This is a genomic window from Pseudoxanthomonas sp. (genome assembly GCF_035999195.1).
GTDB lineage: Bacteria > Pseudomonadota > Gammaproteobacteria > Xanthomonadales > Xanthomonadaceae > Pseudoxanthomonas_A.
The window spans coordinates 106,960-122,088 of sequence record NZ_DASYGY010000004.1; the positions used below are offsets into that span (position 1 = coordinate 106,960).

16 protein-coding genes and 2 tRNA genes are annotated in these 15,129 nt (G+C 67.9%); 9 read left to right on the top strand and 9 right to left on the bottom strand.

The window, feature by feature from the left end; all coding sequences use genetic code 11:
• The first annotated feature begins 116 nt into the window (after positions 1 to 116).
• Positions 117 to 797 carry an ABC transporter ATP-binding protein gene (locus VGN58_RS01165; protein ID WP_327482006.1) on the top strand — a complete coding sequence of 227 codons (681 nt, stop codon included), beginning with the start codon at positions 117 to 119 and terminating at the stop codon, positions 795 to 797.
• Positions 794 to 3,295, top strand: a complete 2,502-nt coding sequence (locus VGN58_RS01170; protein WP_327480814.1) for an ABC transporter permease — start codon at positions 794 to 796, stop codon at positions 3,293 to 3,295. The genes VGN58_RS01165 and VGN58_RS01170 overlap by 4 nt, the downstream gene beginning before the upstream one ends.
• 120 nt (positions 3,296 to 3,415) lie before the next feature.
• On the opposite strand, the gene VGN58_RS01175 is transcribed toward VGN58_RS01170, so the two are convergent.
• From VGN58_RS01175 to VGN58_RS01195, 5 genes are all read right to left on the bottom strand, one after another.
• Positions 3,416 to 4,639, bottom strand: coding sequence for an RtcB family protein (locus VGN58_RS01175; protein ID WP_327480816.1), 1,224 nt, complete (start codon positions 4,637 to 4,639; stop codon positions 3,416 to 3,418).
• Between the two features lie 199 nt (positions 4,640 to 4,838).
• Positions 4,839 to 5,957, bottom strand: a complete 1,119-nt coding sequence (locus VGN58_RS01180; protein ID WP_327480818.1) for a slipin family protein — start codon at positions 5,955 to 5,957, stop codon at positions 4,839 to 4,841.
• Positions 5,958 to 6,328: 371 nt separating this feature from the next.
• Positions 6,329 to 6,394, bottom strand: a tRNA-Asn gene (locus VGN58_RS01185).
• A gap of 2 nt (positions 6,395 to 6,396) precedes the next feature.
• A tRNA-OTHER gene (locus VGN58_RS01190) sits at positions 6,397 to 6,468 on the bottom strand.
• Positions 6,469 to 6,902: 434 nt separating this feature from the next.
• Positions 6,903 to 7,025 (bottom strand): hypothetical protein, encoded by a 123-nt coding sequence (locus VGN58_RS01195; protein WP_260618834.1) that lies wholly within the window; start codon positions 7,023 to 7,025, stop codon positions 6,903 to 6,905.
• Positions 7,026 to 7,243: 218 nt separating this feature from the next.
• Between VGN58_RS01195 and VGN58_RS01200 the strand changes: the two genes are divergently transcribed.
• The 4 genes from VGN58_RS01200 to VGN58_RS01215 all read left to right on the top strand — a co-directional run bounded on the left by VGN58_RS01200 (position 7,244) and on the right by VGN58_RS01215 (position 10,234).
• On the top strand, positions 7,244 to 8,257 hold the full coding sequence (locus VGN58_RS01200; RefSeq protein WP_327482008.1) for a class I SAM-dependent methyltransferase: 1,014 nt from the start codon (positions 7,244 to 7,246) through the stop codon (positions 8,255 to 8,257).
• Positions 8,258 to 8,261: 4 nt separating this feature from the next.
• Complete coding sequence (locus VGN58_RS01205; protein WP_327480822.1) at positions 8,262 to 8,969, top strand: pseudouridine synthase; 708 nt, start codon at positions 8,262 to 8,264, stop codon at positions 8,967 to 8,969.
• Complete coding sequence (locus tag VGN58_RS01210; protein ID WP_327480824.1) at positions 8,966 to 9,652, top strand: HAD family phosphatase; 687 nt, start codon at positions 8,966 to 8,968, stop codon at positions 9,650 to 9,652. The genes VGN58_RS01205 and VGN58_RS01210 overlap by 4 nt, the downstream gene beginning before the upstream one ends.
• Positions 9,653 to 9,736: 84 nt before the next feature.
• Positions 9,737 to 10,234, top strand: a complete 498-nt coding sequence (locus tag VGN58_RS01215) for an REP-associated tyrosine transposase (protein WP_327480826.1) — start codon at positions 9,737 to 9,739, stop codon at positions 10,232 to 10,234.
• Between the two features lie 75 nt (positions 10,235 to 10,309).
• Here the strand turns inward: VGN58_RS01215 and VGN58_RS01220 are convergent, their stop codons facing one another.
• The 3 genes from VGN58_RS01220 to VGN58_RS01230 are packed head-to-tail and all read right to left on the bottom strand — an operon-like array spanning position 10,310 to position 12,076.
• A complete protein-coding gene (locus VGN58_RS01220) occupies positions 10,310 to 10,873 on the bottom strand; it encodes a DUF1415 domain-containing protein (RefSeq protein ID WP_327480828.1) in 564 nt (187 codons plus the stop codon).
• Complete coding sequence (locus VGN58_RS01225; protein WP_327480830.1) at positions 10,866 to 11,348, bottom strand: YajQ family cyclic di-GMP-binding protein; 483 nt, start codon at positions 11,346 to 11,348, stop codon at positions 10,866 to 10,868. The genes VGN58_RS01220 and VGN58_RS01225 overlap by 8 nt, the downstream gene beginning before the upstream one ends.
• Before the next feature lie 29 nt (positions 11,349 to 11,377).
• Positions 11,378 to 12,076 carry a DUF2306 domain-containing protein gene (locus VGN58_RS01230; protein ID WP_327480832.1) on the bottom strand — a complete coding sequence of 233 codons (699 nt, stop codon included), beginning with the start codon at positions 12,074 to 12,076 and terminating at the stop codon, positions 11,378 to 11,380.
• Between the two features lie 77 nt (positions 12,077 to 12,153).
• On the opposite strand from VGN58_RS01230, the gene VGN58_RS01235 reads away from it, so the two are divergent.
• On the top strand, positions 12,154 to 13,038 hold the full coding sequence (locus tag VGN58_RS01235; protein ID WP_327480834.1) for a DMT family transporter: 885 nt from the start codon (positions 12,154 to 12,156) through the stop codon (positions 13,036 to 13,038).
• 24 nt (positions 13,039 to 13,062) lie between these two features.
• Entirely contained in the window at positions 13,063 to 13,614 is a 552-nt protein-coding gene (locus tag VGN58_RS01240) for a DUF1453 domain-containing protein (RefSeq protein WP_327480836.1), read from the top strand.
• A 109-nt stretch (positions 13,615 to 13,723) separates the two neighbouring features.
• Here the strand turns inward: VGN58_RS01240 and VGN58_RS01245 are convergent, their stop codons facing one another.
• Positions 13,724 to 14,359 (bottom strand): OmpW/AlkL family protein, encoded by a 636-nt coding sequence (locus VGN58_RS01245; RefSeq protein ID WP_327480838.1) that lies wholly within the window; start codon positions 14,357 to 14,359, stop codon positions 13,724 to 13,726.
• A 318-nt stretch (positions 14,360 to 14,677) separates the two neighbouring features.
• Between VGN58_RS01245 and VGN58_RS01250 the strand changes: the two genes are divergently transcribed.
• Positions 14,678 to 15,127, top strand: a complete 450-nt coding sequence (locus tag VGN58_RS01250) for a DUF1801 domain-containing protein (protein ID WP_327480840.1) — start codon at positions 14,678 to 14,680, stop codon at positions 15,125 to 15,127.
• The last annotated feature ends 2 nt before the right edge of the window (positions 15,128 to 15,129 follow it).

Below are 15,129 nucleotides of genomic sequence, written 5' to 3' on the forward strand. Positions count from 1 at the left end.
CCCCATACCTGTTCAAATTAAGAAACATTTAATCCGTGCTCCCGATGATTCACGAAACGACCGACGAGACGATCATGGCCGACGCCAGCAGACTCCCCCCTGAAGCTCCCGCCCCCGTGCGCCATGCCGTGCTCGACGTGCAGGGCCTGGGCAAGCATGTCCCGCTGCCCGACGGCGACCTGACGATACTCGACGACATCGGCTTCCGCATCGAACACGGCGACACCGTGGCCATCGTCGGTGCGTCGGGCTCCGGCAAGAGCACGCTGCTGTCGTTGCTCGCCGGCCTGGACGTGCCCAGCACGGGCACGGTGACGCTGGACGGTGAGCGGCTCTCCGGGATGGACGAGGACGGCCGTGCGCGCGTGCGCGGCGAGAAGGTCGGCTTCGTGTTCCAGAGTTTCCAGCTGCTGCCGTCGCTGACGGCGCTGGAGAACGTCATGCTGCCGCTCGAACTGCGCGGCGACGCCGATGCGGAAGGTCCGGCGCGGCAGATCCTGGAGAAGGTCGGGCTGGGCCAGCGCCTGGGCCACTATCCGCGGCAGCTGTCGGGCGGCGAGCAGCAACGCGTGGCGCTGGCGCGCGCCTTCGTCACGCGGCCATCGCTGCTGTTCGCCGACGAGCCCACCGGCAATCTCGACACGCACACCGGCCAGGCGATCATCGAACTGCTGTTCGCCTTGAATGCGGACGCGGGCACCACGCTGGTCCTGGTCACCCACGACGACCATCTCGCTGCGCGCTGCCGGCGCCTGATCCGGCTGGACGCCGGCCGCCTGCAGGGCGCGACCGCATGAAGACGCTGGCGCTGGCCTGGCGCCAACTGCGGCGCGACCTCGCCGCGGGCGATGTGCGCATCCTGTTCGCCGCGCTGGTGCTGGCGGTCGTCGCGGTCACGGCGGTCGGCTTCGTCACCGACCGCGCCGAACGCGCGCTGGCGATCGAAGCGAACCGTCTGCTCGGCGGCGACGTGGTCGTGCGCGGCGATGCGCCGCCGACCGACGCACTGCGCACGCTGGCGCAAGCCCCCGGCCTGCGCGTGACCGAAACGCAGGAACTGCAGAGCATGATCCGCGCCGGCGACTCACTGTCGCTGGGCGATCTGCGTGCGCTGGGCGAAGGGTTTCCCCTGCGCGGCAGCTTCCGCGTGGTCGACCGGCCAGGCGGCGCCGAGCGCGATGCGGGCGGCATCCCCGCACCGGGCACGCTCTGGATCAGCCAGGCGGGCGCGGAGACGCTGGGCGCCAAGCCCGGCGACGAGATCGGCATCGGCACGCGCACGCTGACACTGGCGGCGCTGGTGACGCAGGAACCGGATGCCGCGCTCGACTACTTCAACGTCGCACCGAAAGTCTTCCTCAACCTCGCCGACCTGCCTTCAACCGGACTGGTGCAGGAAGGCAGTCGCCTGCGCTACCGGCTGGTGGTCGCCGGCGACGCCGCTGCGGTCGAGACGTTCACCGCCGCAGTGAAGCCGCAGCTCGCGCGTGGCCAGCGCATGGAAACGATCCAGGATGCGCGCCCGGAAGTGCGCTCCGCACTGGATCGTGCCAGCCGCTTCCTCGGCCTGGCCGCGCTGGTCTCCGTCGTGCTGGCGGCGGTCGCGGTGGCGATGGCGGCGCGCCGGCACAGCGAACGGCATCTGTCCGGCACCGCGGTGATGCGCTGCCTCGGCGCGCAGCAGCGTACGCTGGTCGGCATCCATGTGGGCGAACTGGTGCTGCTGGGGCTGGCGGCCTGCACGGTCGGCGTGCTGATCGCCTTCGGCCTGCAGTGGGGCATCGGCAGCTGGCTGCAGCAGTCGCTGAAGATCGACATCCCGCCGGCGGGCCTGATGCCTGCATTGCAGGGGTACGGCGTGGGCATGATCGTGCTGCTCGCCTTCGGTGCGCCGCCGGTGCTGGCGCTGCGTCGCGTGCCCGCGCTCCGCGTGCTGCGTCGCGACCTGGACCGCACCGAGCCGAGCGCCTGGCTGGTGGCGTTGACCGGCTTCGTCGGCCTCGGCGCGCTGCTGTGGTGGAAGGCGGGTTCGCCGACGCTGGGCACGGCGATGCTGGTCGGCATCGTCGGCACGCTCGCCGTGCTTGCGCTGCTGGCATGGCTGTTGATCGTGCTGGTGCGCCGTGTCCGCTCGCGCCTGCGCGGCAGCCTGCGTTACGGCCTGGCCAACGTCAGTCGCCGCGCGGGCACGTCGATCGCCCAGGTATCGGCGCTCGGCCTCGGCCTGATGGCGCTGCTGCTGCTGACCTTCGTGCGCACCGACCTGCTCGACCGCTGGCAGCTGGCGCTGTCGGCGAATGCGCCCAACCGCTTCATCATCAACGTGCAGCCGGACCAGGTGGAGCCGGTGAAGGGTTTCATGCAGGCACGCGGCCTGTCGGCAGTCGACCTGTATCCGATGATCCGCGGCCGCCTGGTGGAGCACAACGGCAAGCCCACCAGCGGCGCCGACTACGCGGGTACCGACGAGCGCGCGCAACGGCGTGCCGATCGCGAGTTCAACCTGTCGATGGCGGCGACGCTGCGCGACGACAACAAGGTGACGGCCGGCGCGTTCTGGACCGGGCGTACGCCGGCATCGCCGGAGCTGTCGGTGGAGGAGGAGTTCGCCGAAGACCTGGGCTGGAAGCTCGGCGACGAGGTCGCGTTCGACATCGCCGGCCAGCGCTTCGAGGGCCGCATCACCAGCCTGCGCAGCGTCGACTGGGAGAGTTTCCGGCCGAACTTCTTCGTGGTCGCATCGCCGGGTGCGCTCGATGGCTACTCGGCCAGCTACATCACCGCCGTCAGCGTGCCAGCGGGCGACAGCGCCTTCACCCGCGACCTGGTCAACCAGTATCCCAACCTGTCGGTGATCGATGTGGAAGCGGTGCTCAACCAGGTGCGCAGCACGGCGGAGCAGGTCTCCCAGGTGGTGCAGGTGGTGTTCTGGTTCTCGCTGGCGGCCGGCCTGCTGGTACTGATGGCCGCGGTGAGTGCGAGCCAGGACGAGCGCTTGCTGGAAGGCGGCGTGATGCGCGTGCTCGGCGGCAGCCGTCGCCAGCTGCGCTTGGCGCAGGCGTCCGAGTTCGCGGCCATCGGGCTGCTGTCGGGCCTGGTCGCGGCGATCGCCGCGTCGGTGCTCTCCGGCGTGGTCGCCACGCAGGTATTCGACCTGCCGTGGAAGGCCAACTGGCAGCTGGCGGCCATCGGCGGTGGCCTCGGCATGCTGGCCGCACTCGGTACCGGTCTGTTCGCCACCCGCAAGGTGCTGGACGCGCCGCCGTCGGTGACGCTGCGCGAGCTGCAGGGCTGATGCTTCTTGCTGATGTGGGAGCGACGTAAGTCGCGATGAGGCTTTACCGGTACCCGTTCGCGACTTACGTCGCTCCCACACAAGCAATGGCAGCTTTAAAAAAAAGGGGCGAGCCGAAGCTCACCCCTTGATGCACACCACCTGGCGCAGCGTGTGGACGATCTCCACCAGGTCGGACTGCGCGGCCATGACCGCGTCGATGTCCTTGTAGGCGGCCGGCGACTCGTCGATCACGCCGGCATCCTTGCGGCATTCGACGTGCGCCGTGGCCTCGCGGTGCTGCGACAGCGTGATCTGCTGGCGCGCGGCGGTACGGCTCATCACGCGGCCTGCCCCGTGGCTGCAGCTGTGGAAGCTGTCCGCGTTGCCCTTGCCGCGCACGATGAAGCTCTTCGCGCCCATGCTGCCGGGGATGATCCCCAGTTCGCCTGCGCGCGCGCTCACCGCGCCCTTGCGCGTCACCAGCAGGTCCACGCCGCCGTGCGTTTCCTTCTGCACGTAGTTGTGGTGGCAGTTCACCGCCATCTTCTCCAGCTGGAACTTCGGCAGGCGGTGGCGCATCTCCGCCAGTACGCGCGACATCATCGCTTCGCGGTTCTCGCGGGCGTAGTCCTGAGCCCACGACACCGCTTCCACGTAGTCGTCGAACAGGGGCTCGCCTTCCATGAAGAAGGCCAGGTCCTTGTCCGGCAGGTGGAAGCCCAGCACACGGTGCGCCAGTTGCTCGCGCGCCCGCTCGATGAAGTAGTTGCCGATCAGGTTGCCGGTGCCGCGCGACCCGCTGTGCAGCATCACCCACACGGCATCGCTTTCGTCGAGGCAGAGCTCGATGAAGTGGTTGCCGCCGCCCAGTGTGCCGATCTGGCGATCCAGCTTGTCGGTACGGATCCTGCGGTGCTTCTCCTTGATCACGTCGAGTCGCTCGGCCAGCCCCGACTGCGCGATGCGCGTGCCGATGCTGTCCGGCAGCTTCCAGTGCTCGCCGCCACGGCCGTTGCCGACCGGCACGCTGCGCTCGATGCCCGAGCGCAGTTGCGCCAGGCTGTCGGGCAGGTCCTTCGCGCGCAGCGTGGTGCGCACCGCGGCCATGCCGCAGCCGATGTCCACGCCGACCGCCGCCGGGATGATCGCGCCGCGGGTCGGGATGACCGAACCCACCGTCGCACCCTTGCCCAGGTGCACGTCGGGCATCACCGCGACCCACGGCCCGACGAACGGGATGGAGGCGATGTTTTGCAGCTGCTCGTGGGCCTGCTGTTCCAGCGGCACGCCGCGCACCCAGCCCTTGATCGGCGTGGTGCTGCCCTCGGCGTGCAGCAGTTCGAATCGGGATTGCATGTTCATGTGTTCACTCCATTGAAAGGATGAAGCCCCTTCCCCCGCAAGCGGGGAAGGTCGGGATGGGGGCGAACGGCACCGCAGCGCCGTATCGCGCCAGAGGTTGGGCCGCGTTCCCGCGCTCTCCATGCGCTGACGCGTGCCATGCTCCGGCGTGCCCCCACCCCAGCCCTCCCCCGTGAACGGGGGAGGGGGCAGGTTCCTGCTACTTCAACGTCACCAGCTGCTTCAGCACGCCATCCAGGCCGCCGAACACGGTGAGCTTGTCGATCTTCTCGGTGACCTTCTCCAGGGCCTCGAGCTCCTTCAGGCGCATCAGCACCGGCGACTCGTCGATCAGCTTCGCGGTGTTGAGCAGGGAACGCGTGGCGTTCGCCTCCTCGCGGCGGCGGATCACGTTGGCTTGCGCCGTCTTCTCCGCCTGCACCACCCCGTTGAGGATCTCCTTCATCTCGCCCGGCAGGATCACGTCCTTCACGCCCACGCCCAGCACCTCGACGCCGAAGCCGGTCAACTGGCCGCGCACGTAGGCGAAGATGTCGGCGTCCAGCGAGGCCTTGTCGCCCAGCAGTTCGTCCAGCGTCCTGGCCGCGACCGCCTTGCGCAGGCCGTACTGCAGCTCGCGGTAGACGAAGTCGCCGACCTTCGCGACCTTGGTGCGCGCGGCCACCACGTCGGTGACGCGTGTGCTGGCGGCCAGGTTCACGCGCAGGCTGACCTTGTCGCGGGTCAGCAGCTCCTGGCCCGACACTTCGATCGTCTGCACGCGCAGGTCGACGATGTCCACGACCACGTTCTTCTGGAAATTCCAGAAGGCGTAGGAACCCGCGGACAACGTGCGCTCGAGCTTGCCGTCGATGAACACCAGGCCGGCGAACTCCGCCGGCACATCGGCCACCACGGCCAGCTTCGACAACGTGCCCAACTGGCGCAGGCGACGCGCGACGGCACCCTCGACGTCCAGCGAGGCCAGCGTCACCGCCTGCACCTCGACCTTCACCAGGCCGATCCAGTACAGGCGCCGCGTGCCGGGCGGCAGCACGTCTTCCAGCTTGCCGTTCTTCAGCACCAGGCCGACCTTGTCCACGCCGATGTCGGCATGCACGAAGACCTCGCCCAGGCGTTCGCCCAGGCCCGCGATCAGCGCGTCGACGTCATGGCCGGAATACTCCGGCGATGCGATGTTGAAGGTGCGCACCTCGGTCCGACCCATCGGGTCGAACCAGCGGTACACGCCGGGTGCGAGCACGCGCTCGAACCGAAGGTTGCGATACACCAGGCCGCGCTCGCCGTCACCGATCACGACCCTCTTGGTCCAGAACATGGCGTTGTTCTCCTTGTTGGCTCTGGTGGTTCGATCCGGATCCAACGGATCGCCGCGGTGGATCGAGTCCCGCGACGAACGGTGCCCATCGCGATGCGCGATCGGCGGAAGAAGGTGGAAACGCCCCTGGACGAGGGCGGTGCGGGCGACCGGCGCTGTCGGCGGACGCATCGCAGCGAGGGCGCAGTCCATGGACTGCGTCGAACGCTGCGCGCGTCCGCGTCGAGGGCGCGGTGCCGGCACCATCCCCGCTGCGATGCATCGTCTTCCTGCATTCCTTCGCGGAAAGGCGTTGCGCCGCACGGGGCGTTTCCTGGGGGGACTTTCGTCCCGGTGTCATGACGTGACAGGTCATGTGCCCTTGCAGGCGTTGGAGCGGGAATCGAACCCGCGACAGTCGGATTAACCGTCCGATGCTCTAACCATCTGAGCTATCCAGTGGTGGACGAACCGGATTCGAACCGGTGGCCAACGGCATGCGCCGCTGCTCTCCCACGCTGAGCTATCGTCCGCTCGAGGAACACCGTCTCCCACGCTTCGGCATACGCCACGGCAGCGCCGCGCGCACCGGACGGGATACAAACCCGTGCCGCTGTCGCGTGTTCGATCGATGCTCCGCATTGCCGGCGGTCGCCCACCGGCAATCCGTTCGGGCGCCATGCGCCCTTGTCGGCGTTCTCTCCACGTGCAGCCCGCATCGGGGCATCACGACGCAGCGCACATGCGCCAGTCGCAGCCGCGCCCCTGCATCGGGGCGCGCACGCGCGCTACCCGGATGCCCCAGGGCGGAAAAGGATTTCCGTGGTGGAAAGAGACGAACCTGTTCGATGCATGCGCATCCTCCGCGAACGCTGAAAACAAAACGCCCCCGGGACTTGCGACCCGAGGGCGTTCGCGTTCCTCGGGAGATCGGGGTGGCCGATCTCCCAGGGAGTCAGCCGGATGTCAGAAGTCCAGGTGCCGTGCGCGTTCGGTACCGCGCAGGTCGCTGCCGTTCGCACGCAGCGCCAGGCCGCAGCGTGATGGCTGCAGGGCGGGCTTGCTGTCGAAGGAATAGGCGGGCTTCATGGGAAGAATTCGATTGCTGAAAAAACGGCCATGTGGCCGACGGGCGCGGACGATACGCCGCTTGTTTGCGGAGCGCAACACTTTTTTGATCTTATTTTCGATGGCCGACCGATGGCGTCGGAAAGAAGCACCAGCGGCTGCCGCTAGAATGACGCACCCCGTCCTTCGCGCCTCGCACCGTGGCCTCCATATTCTCCGATCCCGCGCTCGACGCGCTGATGCTGCCCTTTGCGCAGGGCCAACTCGCCTGGCCCGAAGGTCGGGTCCTGTTCCTGCGCGCGCGCGATGGCGCCGCGTTGCGCCAGTTCCCGCTGCCGCAGCTGGTATGCGAACAGAGTTTCCGCCCCGATGCCGAACTGCTGGAACGCGCGGGACTGCGCGTGGTGGCCGACGCGGCCGATGACGGTGCGCGCTATCCGCTGGTGCTGGTGTTGCCGCCGCGCCAGCGCGAAGAAGCGCGCGCGTTGCTCGCGCGCGCCGTGCAACTGGCGGCGCCCGACGGCGTCGTCGTCGCCGCGATGACCAACAACGAGGGCGCCAAATCGGGCGAAGCCGACCTGAAGCAACTCGCGGGCCTGGCCGGCACGCTGACCAAGTTCCATTGCCGCACGTTCTGGACGCGCAGGCGCGCGGACAGCATCGACGACGCGTTGCTCGCGCAATGGTCGGCGCTGGACGCGCCACGCCGGATCGAGAGTGGCCGCTACCTCAGCCGTCCGGGCGTGTTCGCCTGGAACCGGATCGATCCGGCTTCCGCGCTGCTGGTCGAATGCCTGCCGACGGATATCGCCGGACACGGCGCCGACCTGGGCGCGGGATGGGGATTCCTGTCGCTGTCGCTGCTGGCGCGCAATCCCGCCATCGCCGCGCTCGATCTCTACGAAGCCGAGGCACGCGCGTTGTCGCTGGCCAAGGCGAACCTCGCGGATGCCGGTGCGAGCGCAACGCTCGATTTCCACTGGCACGACGTCACCGCGGGATTGCCCCAGCGCTACGACTTCATCGTCAGCAACCCCCCTTTCCACACGCAGAGCCGTGCGGACCGTCCGGACATCGGCCAGCGCTTCATCACGGCCGCAGCCGCCGCGCTCAAGCCGGGCGGGCGCCTGTGGCTGGTGGCCAACCGCCACCTGCCGTACGAGCAGACCTTGAACGACCGCTTCGGCGAGGTGCGCGTGGCCGGCGAACGCGACGGTTTCAAGGTCATCGCGGCAACCAGGGCGAGGCGGTGAGCGCATGAAGATCGTCAAGCACATCGCCAACCTGGGCTATGGCAGCCGCAAGCAGGTGCAGTGGATGTTCCGCGAAGGACGCATCACCGACGCTGCGGGCGAGGTGCTGTATGCCGACGACCCGGTCGATCACGACAACATCCGGGTCGACGGCGAACCGCTCGATCCCGCACCGGGCCTGGCGATCATGCTGCACAAGCCGGTCGGCTATACGTGTTCGACCAAGGACACCGGCCGCATCGTCTACGACCTGTTCCCGCCGCGGTTCCGCGAGCGCTCACCGGTGCTGTCCACGGTCGGACGACTCGACCGCGAGACCAGCGGCCTGCTGCTGCTCACCGACGACGGCGGCCTGCTGCACCGGATCATCTCGCCCAAGGCCAACCTGCCCAAGGTCTACGACGCCACGCTGGCCGAAAACCTGCGCGGCGACGAAGGCGCGCTCTTCGCCAGCGGCACGCTGATGCTGGAATCGGAACAGACGCCGCTGGCACCGGCGCAGCTGCACGTGATCGATCCGCGGCATGCGCAGCTGACGCTCACCGAGGGCCGGTACCACCAGGTACGCCGCATGTTCGCCGCCGTCGGCAATCACGTGCAGGCATTGCACCGCAGCGGCGTAGGCGGGCTGACGCTGGACGGGTTGCCGGAAGGCCAGTGGCGCATCCTCAATGCGGATGACCTGCGCCGGCTGTTCGAGTTCGCCGCATGAGTGCAGGGGGCCTGCCGTTCACCCCTGCGGCGGTGATCTTCGACATGGACGGGCTGATGCTCGACAGCGAGCGCGCCATCATCGCGTGCCTGGCCGATGCGGCGCGCGAGTGCGGCCACGACCTGCCCGAGCTGCTGTGGCTGTCGATGGTCGGCCACAGCGAAGCCGTCTGCCGTCACCTGCTGGACGAGGCCGTGGGCGAAGCCGAGCGGGAACGGATACTGCAACGCTCGCACGCCCTCTACGACGCGGTGGTCGAGGCGGGTATGCCGCACCGGCCGGGCATCGTCGAGATGCTGGATTTTCTGCAGGCGAAGCGCATTCCGCGCGCGGTGGCCACATCGACGCGCCGTCCGCTCGCAATGAGGAAGCTGGAGGCCGCCGGCCTGCTACCCCGCTTCGATGCGGTCTGCACCAGCAGCGACGTCGAGCATCCCAAGCCCGCGCCGGACATCTACCTGCTGGCCGCAGCGTCGCTGGGCGTCGACCCGGCGCAGTGCCTGGTACTGGAGGATTCGCCGACCGGCGTGCGTGCCGCGCTGGCGGCCGGCATGCATCCCATCCAGATCCCGGACCTGCTGGAGCCCGATGACGGCGTCCGCGCGCTCGGCCACATGATCCTGCCGTCGCTGGATGATGCGCGCAGGTTGCTGGAGCGGCGCTTGGCGGGGGAGCTGCTGTAGGAGCGACGTCAGTCGCGACCGCACGGCAAAATCCGACCCGTTTTCCTGCCATCTCCCGATATCGCTCCGGAGATGGAGGACACCATGCTCGCAGGCATGGATCAATTCGCACCTCACCGTCCTGCGCAGGGTCATGCCGGTCTCCGCCGTGGACGCAGGTCGATTGCCGGGCATGTCTACCTGGTGACCTTCGTCACCCGTAATCGACGGCCGTTGTTCTCCGATCCGGTTATGGCTCACGACATGGCGCGCGCGATCACGGACAAGCGGCTTTGGTATCGCTCGCGCCTGATGGCCTGGGTGCTGATGCCGGACCATTGGCATGGACTGATCGAACTGGGAGCGATGGAGACCCTTCCCGTCTGTATCCAGCGGTTGAAAGCCAATACCTCCCGATCTTTCCGGGTCGGTCGCCAGCATGACGGTGTCTGGGCTCCCGGCTTCCATGATCGGGCGATGCGGTGCAGCGACGATCTCAGGGTCGCAGCGCGCTATGTGATTGCCAATCCTCTGCGTGCAGGATTGGTCGATGCGATAGGAAAGTATCCGTACTGGGATGCCGTCTGGCTCGGGAACGAGTGACTTGCGGACCGATCCTGCGCGCTGATGGGGTTCGGTCGCGACTTACGTCGCTCCTACCGAAAGCACAGAGCCTCGTCACTCCGCGAACAGCTTCGCCCAGCCCGCATGCCCCAGTGCATCCAGCGTCTTCACGTTGCGCTCGACGATGATGTCGGGGTCCGGGAAGGCTTCCACCGCACGGTCGATGCTGGCTTCGCGCAGCAGGTGCAGGGTGGGGTAGGGCGAGCGGTTGGTGTAGTTGCCGATGTCGTCCGGCATGGTGCCGGCGAACTGATAGTCCGGATGGAAGCTGGCGACCTGGATGACGCCCTGCAGGTCGAGCGCCTCGACCGCCGCATCGGCGTTGTCCAGGAAGTCGTTGTAGTCCAGGAAATCCGTCAGCACGTCCGGATGCACGATCAGCGTGGTGTCGACCTGCTCGGGGTCGGTATCGCGCAGCAGCACCAGTTCTTCCGCCAGTTCCTCGAGCAGGGCTTCCGGCGTGCTGGCATCGCTCAGCACGAAACGCACCTGCTGCTTCACGTACACCGCCTTGGCGAACGGGCACAGGTTCAGCCCGATCACCGCGCGTTCCACCCAACGTCGGGTGGCGTCGAGGGGATCGGGTGCGTCGCCGGTCGTGGCGGGCGACTCAGTCACGGAAGTTGTCGAACTGCAGCGGCAGCTCGAAGTCCGTCTTCTTCAGCAGCGCGATGACGTCCTGCAGATCGTCGCGTTTCTTGCCGGTGACGCGCAGCTTGTCGCCGTTGATCTGCGCTTCGACCTTCAGCTTGGCGTCCTTGATGGTGCTGACGATCTTCTTCGCCAGCTTCTGCTCGATGCCCTGCTTGACGGTGATCTTCTGGCGCGCGCCGGCCAGGTTGGTTTCCACGTCGCCGAATTCCAGGCAGCGGGCGTCGATCTGACGAGCGATCAGGCGCCCGCGCAGGATGTCGGTCATCTGCTTGAGCTGAAAATCGCTGGGCGCGGACTGGGTGATCATTTTCTCTTCCAACACGAATTTGGCGTCCACGCCCTTGAAGTCAAAACGGGTGGAGAGTTCGCGGTTGGCCTGGTCCACGGCGTTGGTGAGCTCGTGGACGTTGACTTCGGAGACGACGTCGAAGGAGGGCATGGGGGATTCCTGTAGCGGGACGCGGAATTCTAGCGTGCGTCGGCAAACGGTACCGTCCTGGCCGATGAGGTCGCACGCGAATCGCGCCGCCGCCCGGCGAGTCGGCGTACGCCCTCGCAGACCAGCAGCGGGACGATCCAGCTGCACCAGAGCAGTGTCGCGATCAAGGTCGGCGACGGCATCAGCCCGCTCGCGATGGTGGCGGGCAGCGACAGGCGGAAGATGACCGGGGCCAGCGTCACCGCGTAGTTCCGCGTCATCCATCGCTGGTGCCGGTCGACCGCGCCGCGGCGGATCGCGAGCAGGCCGGTCAATGCGGTGCAGAGCCAGGCCAGCGCGGTGGCGGCGAACGCCAGGCGGATCGCGAACGGCGCCGGCGAGGTGGCGATCAGTCCCGTCGCGCCCGTCGCCGCCACCAGCATGCCGACCAGGTAGACGCGGCCAGACAGGCGATGCAGCCGCGGATTGCGCCGGCGCCACCGGGTCAGGAACTGCACGGCCCCGAGCAGGACGGTGGTGAGGCCGCCGGCGAGATGCAGCCACAGCCAGCCGCGCCGGGTCATGAACATGCCATAGGCCGGTGAGTCGAGATGGCGGTACTTGTCGTACGCGGCGAGCAGGAACTCGAGGCTGACGAATCCGAGCAGCAGCCACAGGCCGGCCCAGGCCAGGCGCAGGACGAGACGGGAGCGCGGCGAGGCGTCGGTACGCGGAGCGATCCCTGTCATCGGCCTGCCTGCGAGGGTGGGTGCGTGCAGGGTAGCGCAGGCGCGCGCAACGCGGTCGGCCAAGGCGATAATGGTGCATGTCCGCTTCCCGCCCCTCGCTCGCCTCGGCCGTCCTGTTGATGCTGGCGGCCGTGCTGATGTTCGCCCTGATGGATGCGGGACTGAAGCTGCTGTCGTCGCACTACCCGCCGCTGCAGGTGGCGGCGTTGCGTGGGCTCTCCTCGCTGCCGCTGGTGACGCTGTGGGTGCTGGCGACGGTGCCGGCGCGGTCGCTGCTGCGCGTCTACTGGCCGCTGCATCTGCTGCGCGGCGCGTTGGGCATCGCGATGATGGCGGGGTTCGTCTACGGCCTGCGGACCATGCCGCTGTCGACGGCGTATGCGATCACCTTCGTCGCACCGCTTCTGGTCACGGCGATGGCGGGTCCGCTACTCAAGGAGCGCGTGGGGCCGGCGCGCTGGGTGGCGATCTTCATCGGCCTGGCCGGTGTGCTGGTGATCCTCCGCCCGACCGGCGAGGGCATGTTGACCGGCGGTGGACTGGCGATCCTGATCGCGGCGATCTGCTACGCGATGGGCGCGGTCACCGTGCGCATGCTGGCGCAGCGCGACAGCACGCAGGCGATGGTGTTCTGGTTCGTGGTGCTGCTTTCGCTGGGGGCGTGGCTGCTGGCATTACCGGCGTGGAAACCGCTGCAACCGGCGCATGGGTGGATCATCGCCGGCGTCGGCGTGTCCGGTTCGCTGGCGCAGGTGGCGTTGACCGAAGCCTTCCGTCGCGGCGAGGCGTCGCTGATCGCCCCGCTGGAATACACCGCGCTGGTCTGGGGCGTGCTGCTGGACGTGGCGTTGTGGTCGGTGCTGCCCGATGGCGTCACCTGGATCGGGGCCGGCATCATCGTGGCGAGCGGGTTGTATCTGCTGCGCCGCGAGAAGGTGCATGTGGAAGCCGAGCACCCCTGACACGCGTTGCGGCATGATGCACGCATGCCCATCGTCCTCGTGCTGCTGTTCGTCTTCCTCTTGCTCGCCCTGTGGGTCGTGCTGCTGCCGCTGTCGCTGTGGCAGCGTTACCGCTACGGACGCTCGCGGCGCATGGCGCGCGGCTGGCTGCTGGCCTTCAATGCATGGAGCCTGTTGGTCTCGGTCGCGCTGTTCGGCGTGGTCAGTGCGTTCGGCCTGATCTGGTGGCCGGACAGTCTGGTGGGGGCGGGAGTCGGCCTGCTCGCGGGTGGCGTCCTCGGCCTGATTGGGGTATGGCTGACGCGTTGGGAAGTCGCGCCGCAGGGCGTGTTCTACCAGCCCAATGCGTGGCTGGCGCTGCTGCTGGTGGCCATCGTCGCCGGCCGCATCGTGCTGGGCGGCGTGCAGATGGTGCAGTACTGGCGCACGGACAGCGTGCCGGCGACGCATGCCTTGCTGAGTGGCCACGGCAGCCTGCTGGCGGTGGCGGGGCTGTTGCTGGGCTACTACCTGGTCTACGCGTGGTGCGTGAAGTGGCGCGTGGCGCGGCTGGAGCGGCTGCGCGGCGTGCGTTGACGCCAGGATTGCCGAGGCCGGGTCACGCAGAGGAGCACGCTCCGCTCTGCCAAGAGAAAGGCGGCGGGCCCGGAGGCCCGCCGCCGTATCGACGCGTCGGAGCGATGGATCAGAAGCGCGCGCCGATACCCACACCCACGACCCACGGGTCGATCGTCAGTTCTTCACCGGTGCCCTGGCCGGCCACGCGCACGCCGGCGTCGCCCTTCATGTAGCGCACGTCGGTGCGTGCGAACCAGGTTTCGTTGATGTTGAAGTCCACGCCGGCGGTGGCGATGGCGCCCTTGGCGGTCTCCAGTCCCACGTGCGCACCGTCGCCGCCGATGCTCTCGTTGCTGAAGTTGGACTCGTAGTAGCCCAGGCCCAGGAACGGACGCATCACCTGGTCGGGCGTACCGAAGTGGTACTGGCCGCTCAGCGCGATCGGCTGCTGGTCGACCGTGCCGATCTTGCCGGCGCCATCGGCCTTGACTCGATGGTTGAACTTGTCGGCCGCGCCCCACAGCTCGACCGCGATGTTGGGGGTGGCGTACCAGCTGGCGCTGATCACGGGCGCGACATCACCATCGATTTTCAGGCCGGGCGCCGGATCGCGGTCGGGCTTGAGGATGGCGGCGCCACCGACGACGGCGAAGCGCTTGTCGTACGTCGAGGACGCGCTGTCGGTGGTGGCATCCTGTGCGAACGCCGCCGGGGCAGCGATGAGGGAAGCAAGGGCAATCGTGAGGGTACGAAGCGACTTCATGGGGGTGTCTCCTGTTTTGTTTTCTTATGTCCCCGAAGACGACGCGATGCGTCGTGGCCTTCAGGGCGAGCGCACCGTAACCATCCGTGCATGAACGCCTGCCACGTCGCGACGTGAACCGATCACAAACCGCGCGGAATATCGCGGGTGATGTCCGCGCATTTCACTGCACGTGCATGTCGCTGACTGGACTGGATGCGTGATGCGCGCGATGGCAGGCCAGGCAGCGCCCTGCAGGCGCACGTCGCCCTGGGTGCGAGGGTCCACGACATCGGCCGCGTGGTTGCGCTAATCTCGGCGCGACGAGGAGCGATGCCCATGGCCAGCAGCAAGGCGAAGACGGTCGACGATTACCTGGCGGAGCTGCCCGAAGAACGGCGCGTGGTGATGTCGGCGGTACGCGATCTGGTCAACCGGCACCTGCCTGCCGGCTACGCCGAGACGATGAACTGGGGGATGGTCTGCTGGGAGATCCCGTTGTCCCGGTATCCCACCACCTACAACAAGCAGCCACTGTCCTATGTGGCGCTGGCGGCGCAGAAGCAGTACTACGCGCTGTACCTGACCACGTGCCATGAGAACTCCGCGCAGGACGTGGTGCTGCGCAACGCCTACGCGGACGCCGGCAAGCGGCTGGACATGGGCAAGAGCTGCCTGCGGTTCAAGGCGCTGGACGACCTGCTGCCGGAGGTCATCGGTGGCGTCATCGCATCCACACCGGTGGACGCGTACATCGCACACTACGAAGCCAGCCGCGCAAGGAAATGAGC

Coding starts and splice junctions, on each gene's coding strand:
- VGN58_RS01170 (WP_327480814.1), top strand. CDS start 794: ATGAAGACGCTGGCGCTGGCCTGGCGCCAACTGCGGCGCGACCTCGCC.
- VGN58_RS01195 (WP_260618834.1), bottom strand. CDS start 7,025: ATGAAGCCCGCCTATTCCTTCGACAGCAAGCCCGCCCTGCAGCCATCA.
- VGN58_RS01200 (WP_327482008.1), top strand. CDS start 7,244: ATGCTGCCCTTTGCGCAGGGCCAACTCGCCTGGCCCGAAGGTCGGGTC.
- VGN58_RS01250 (WP_327480840.1), top strand. CDS start 14,678: ATGGCCAGCAGCAAGGCGAAGACGGTCGACGATTACCTGGCGGAGCTG.
- VGN58_RS01215 (WP_327480826.1), top strand. CDS start 9,737: ATGCTCGCAGGCATGGATCAATTCGCACCTCACCGTCCTGCGCAGGGT.
- VGN58_RS01230 (WP_327480832.1), bottom strand. CDS start 12,076: ATGACAGGGATCGCTCCGCGTACCGACGCCTCGCCGCGCTCCCGTCTC.
- VGN58_RS01225 (WP_327480830.1), bottom strand. CDS start 11,348: ATGCCCTCCTTCGACGTCGTCTCCGAAGTCAACGTCCACGAGCTCACC.
- VGN58_RS01235 (WP_327480834.1), top strand. CDS start 12,154: ATGTCCGCTTCCCGCCCCTCGCTCGCCTCGGCCGTCCTGTTGATGCTG.
- VGN58_RS01210 (WP_327480824.1), top strand. CDS start 8,966: ATGAGTGCAGGGGGCCTGCCGTTCACCCCTGCGGCGGTGATCTTCGAC.
- VGN58_RS01180 (WP_327480818.1), bottom strand. CDS start 5,957: ATGTTCTGGACCAAGAGGGTCGTGATCGGTGACGGCGAGCGCGGCCTG.
- VGN58_RS01245 (WP_327480838.1), bottom strand. CDS start 14,359: ATGAAGTCGCTTCGTACCCTCACGATTGCCCTTGCTTCCCTCATCGCT.
- VGN58_RS01240 (WP_327480836.1), top strand. CDS start 13,063: ATGCCCATCGTCCTCGTGCTGCTGTTCGTCTTCCTCTTGCTCGCCCTG.
- VGN58_RS01175 (WP_327480816.1), bottom strand. CDS start 4,639: ATGAACATGCAATCCCGATTCGAACTGCTGCACGCCGAGGGCAGCACC.
- VGN58_RS01205 (WP_327480822.1), top strand. CDS start 8,262: ATGAAGATCGTCAAGCACATCGCCAACCTGGGCTATGGCAGCCGCAAG.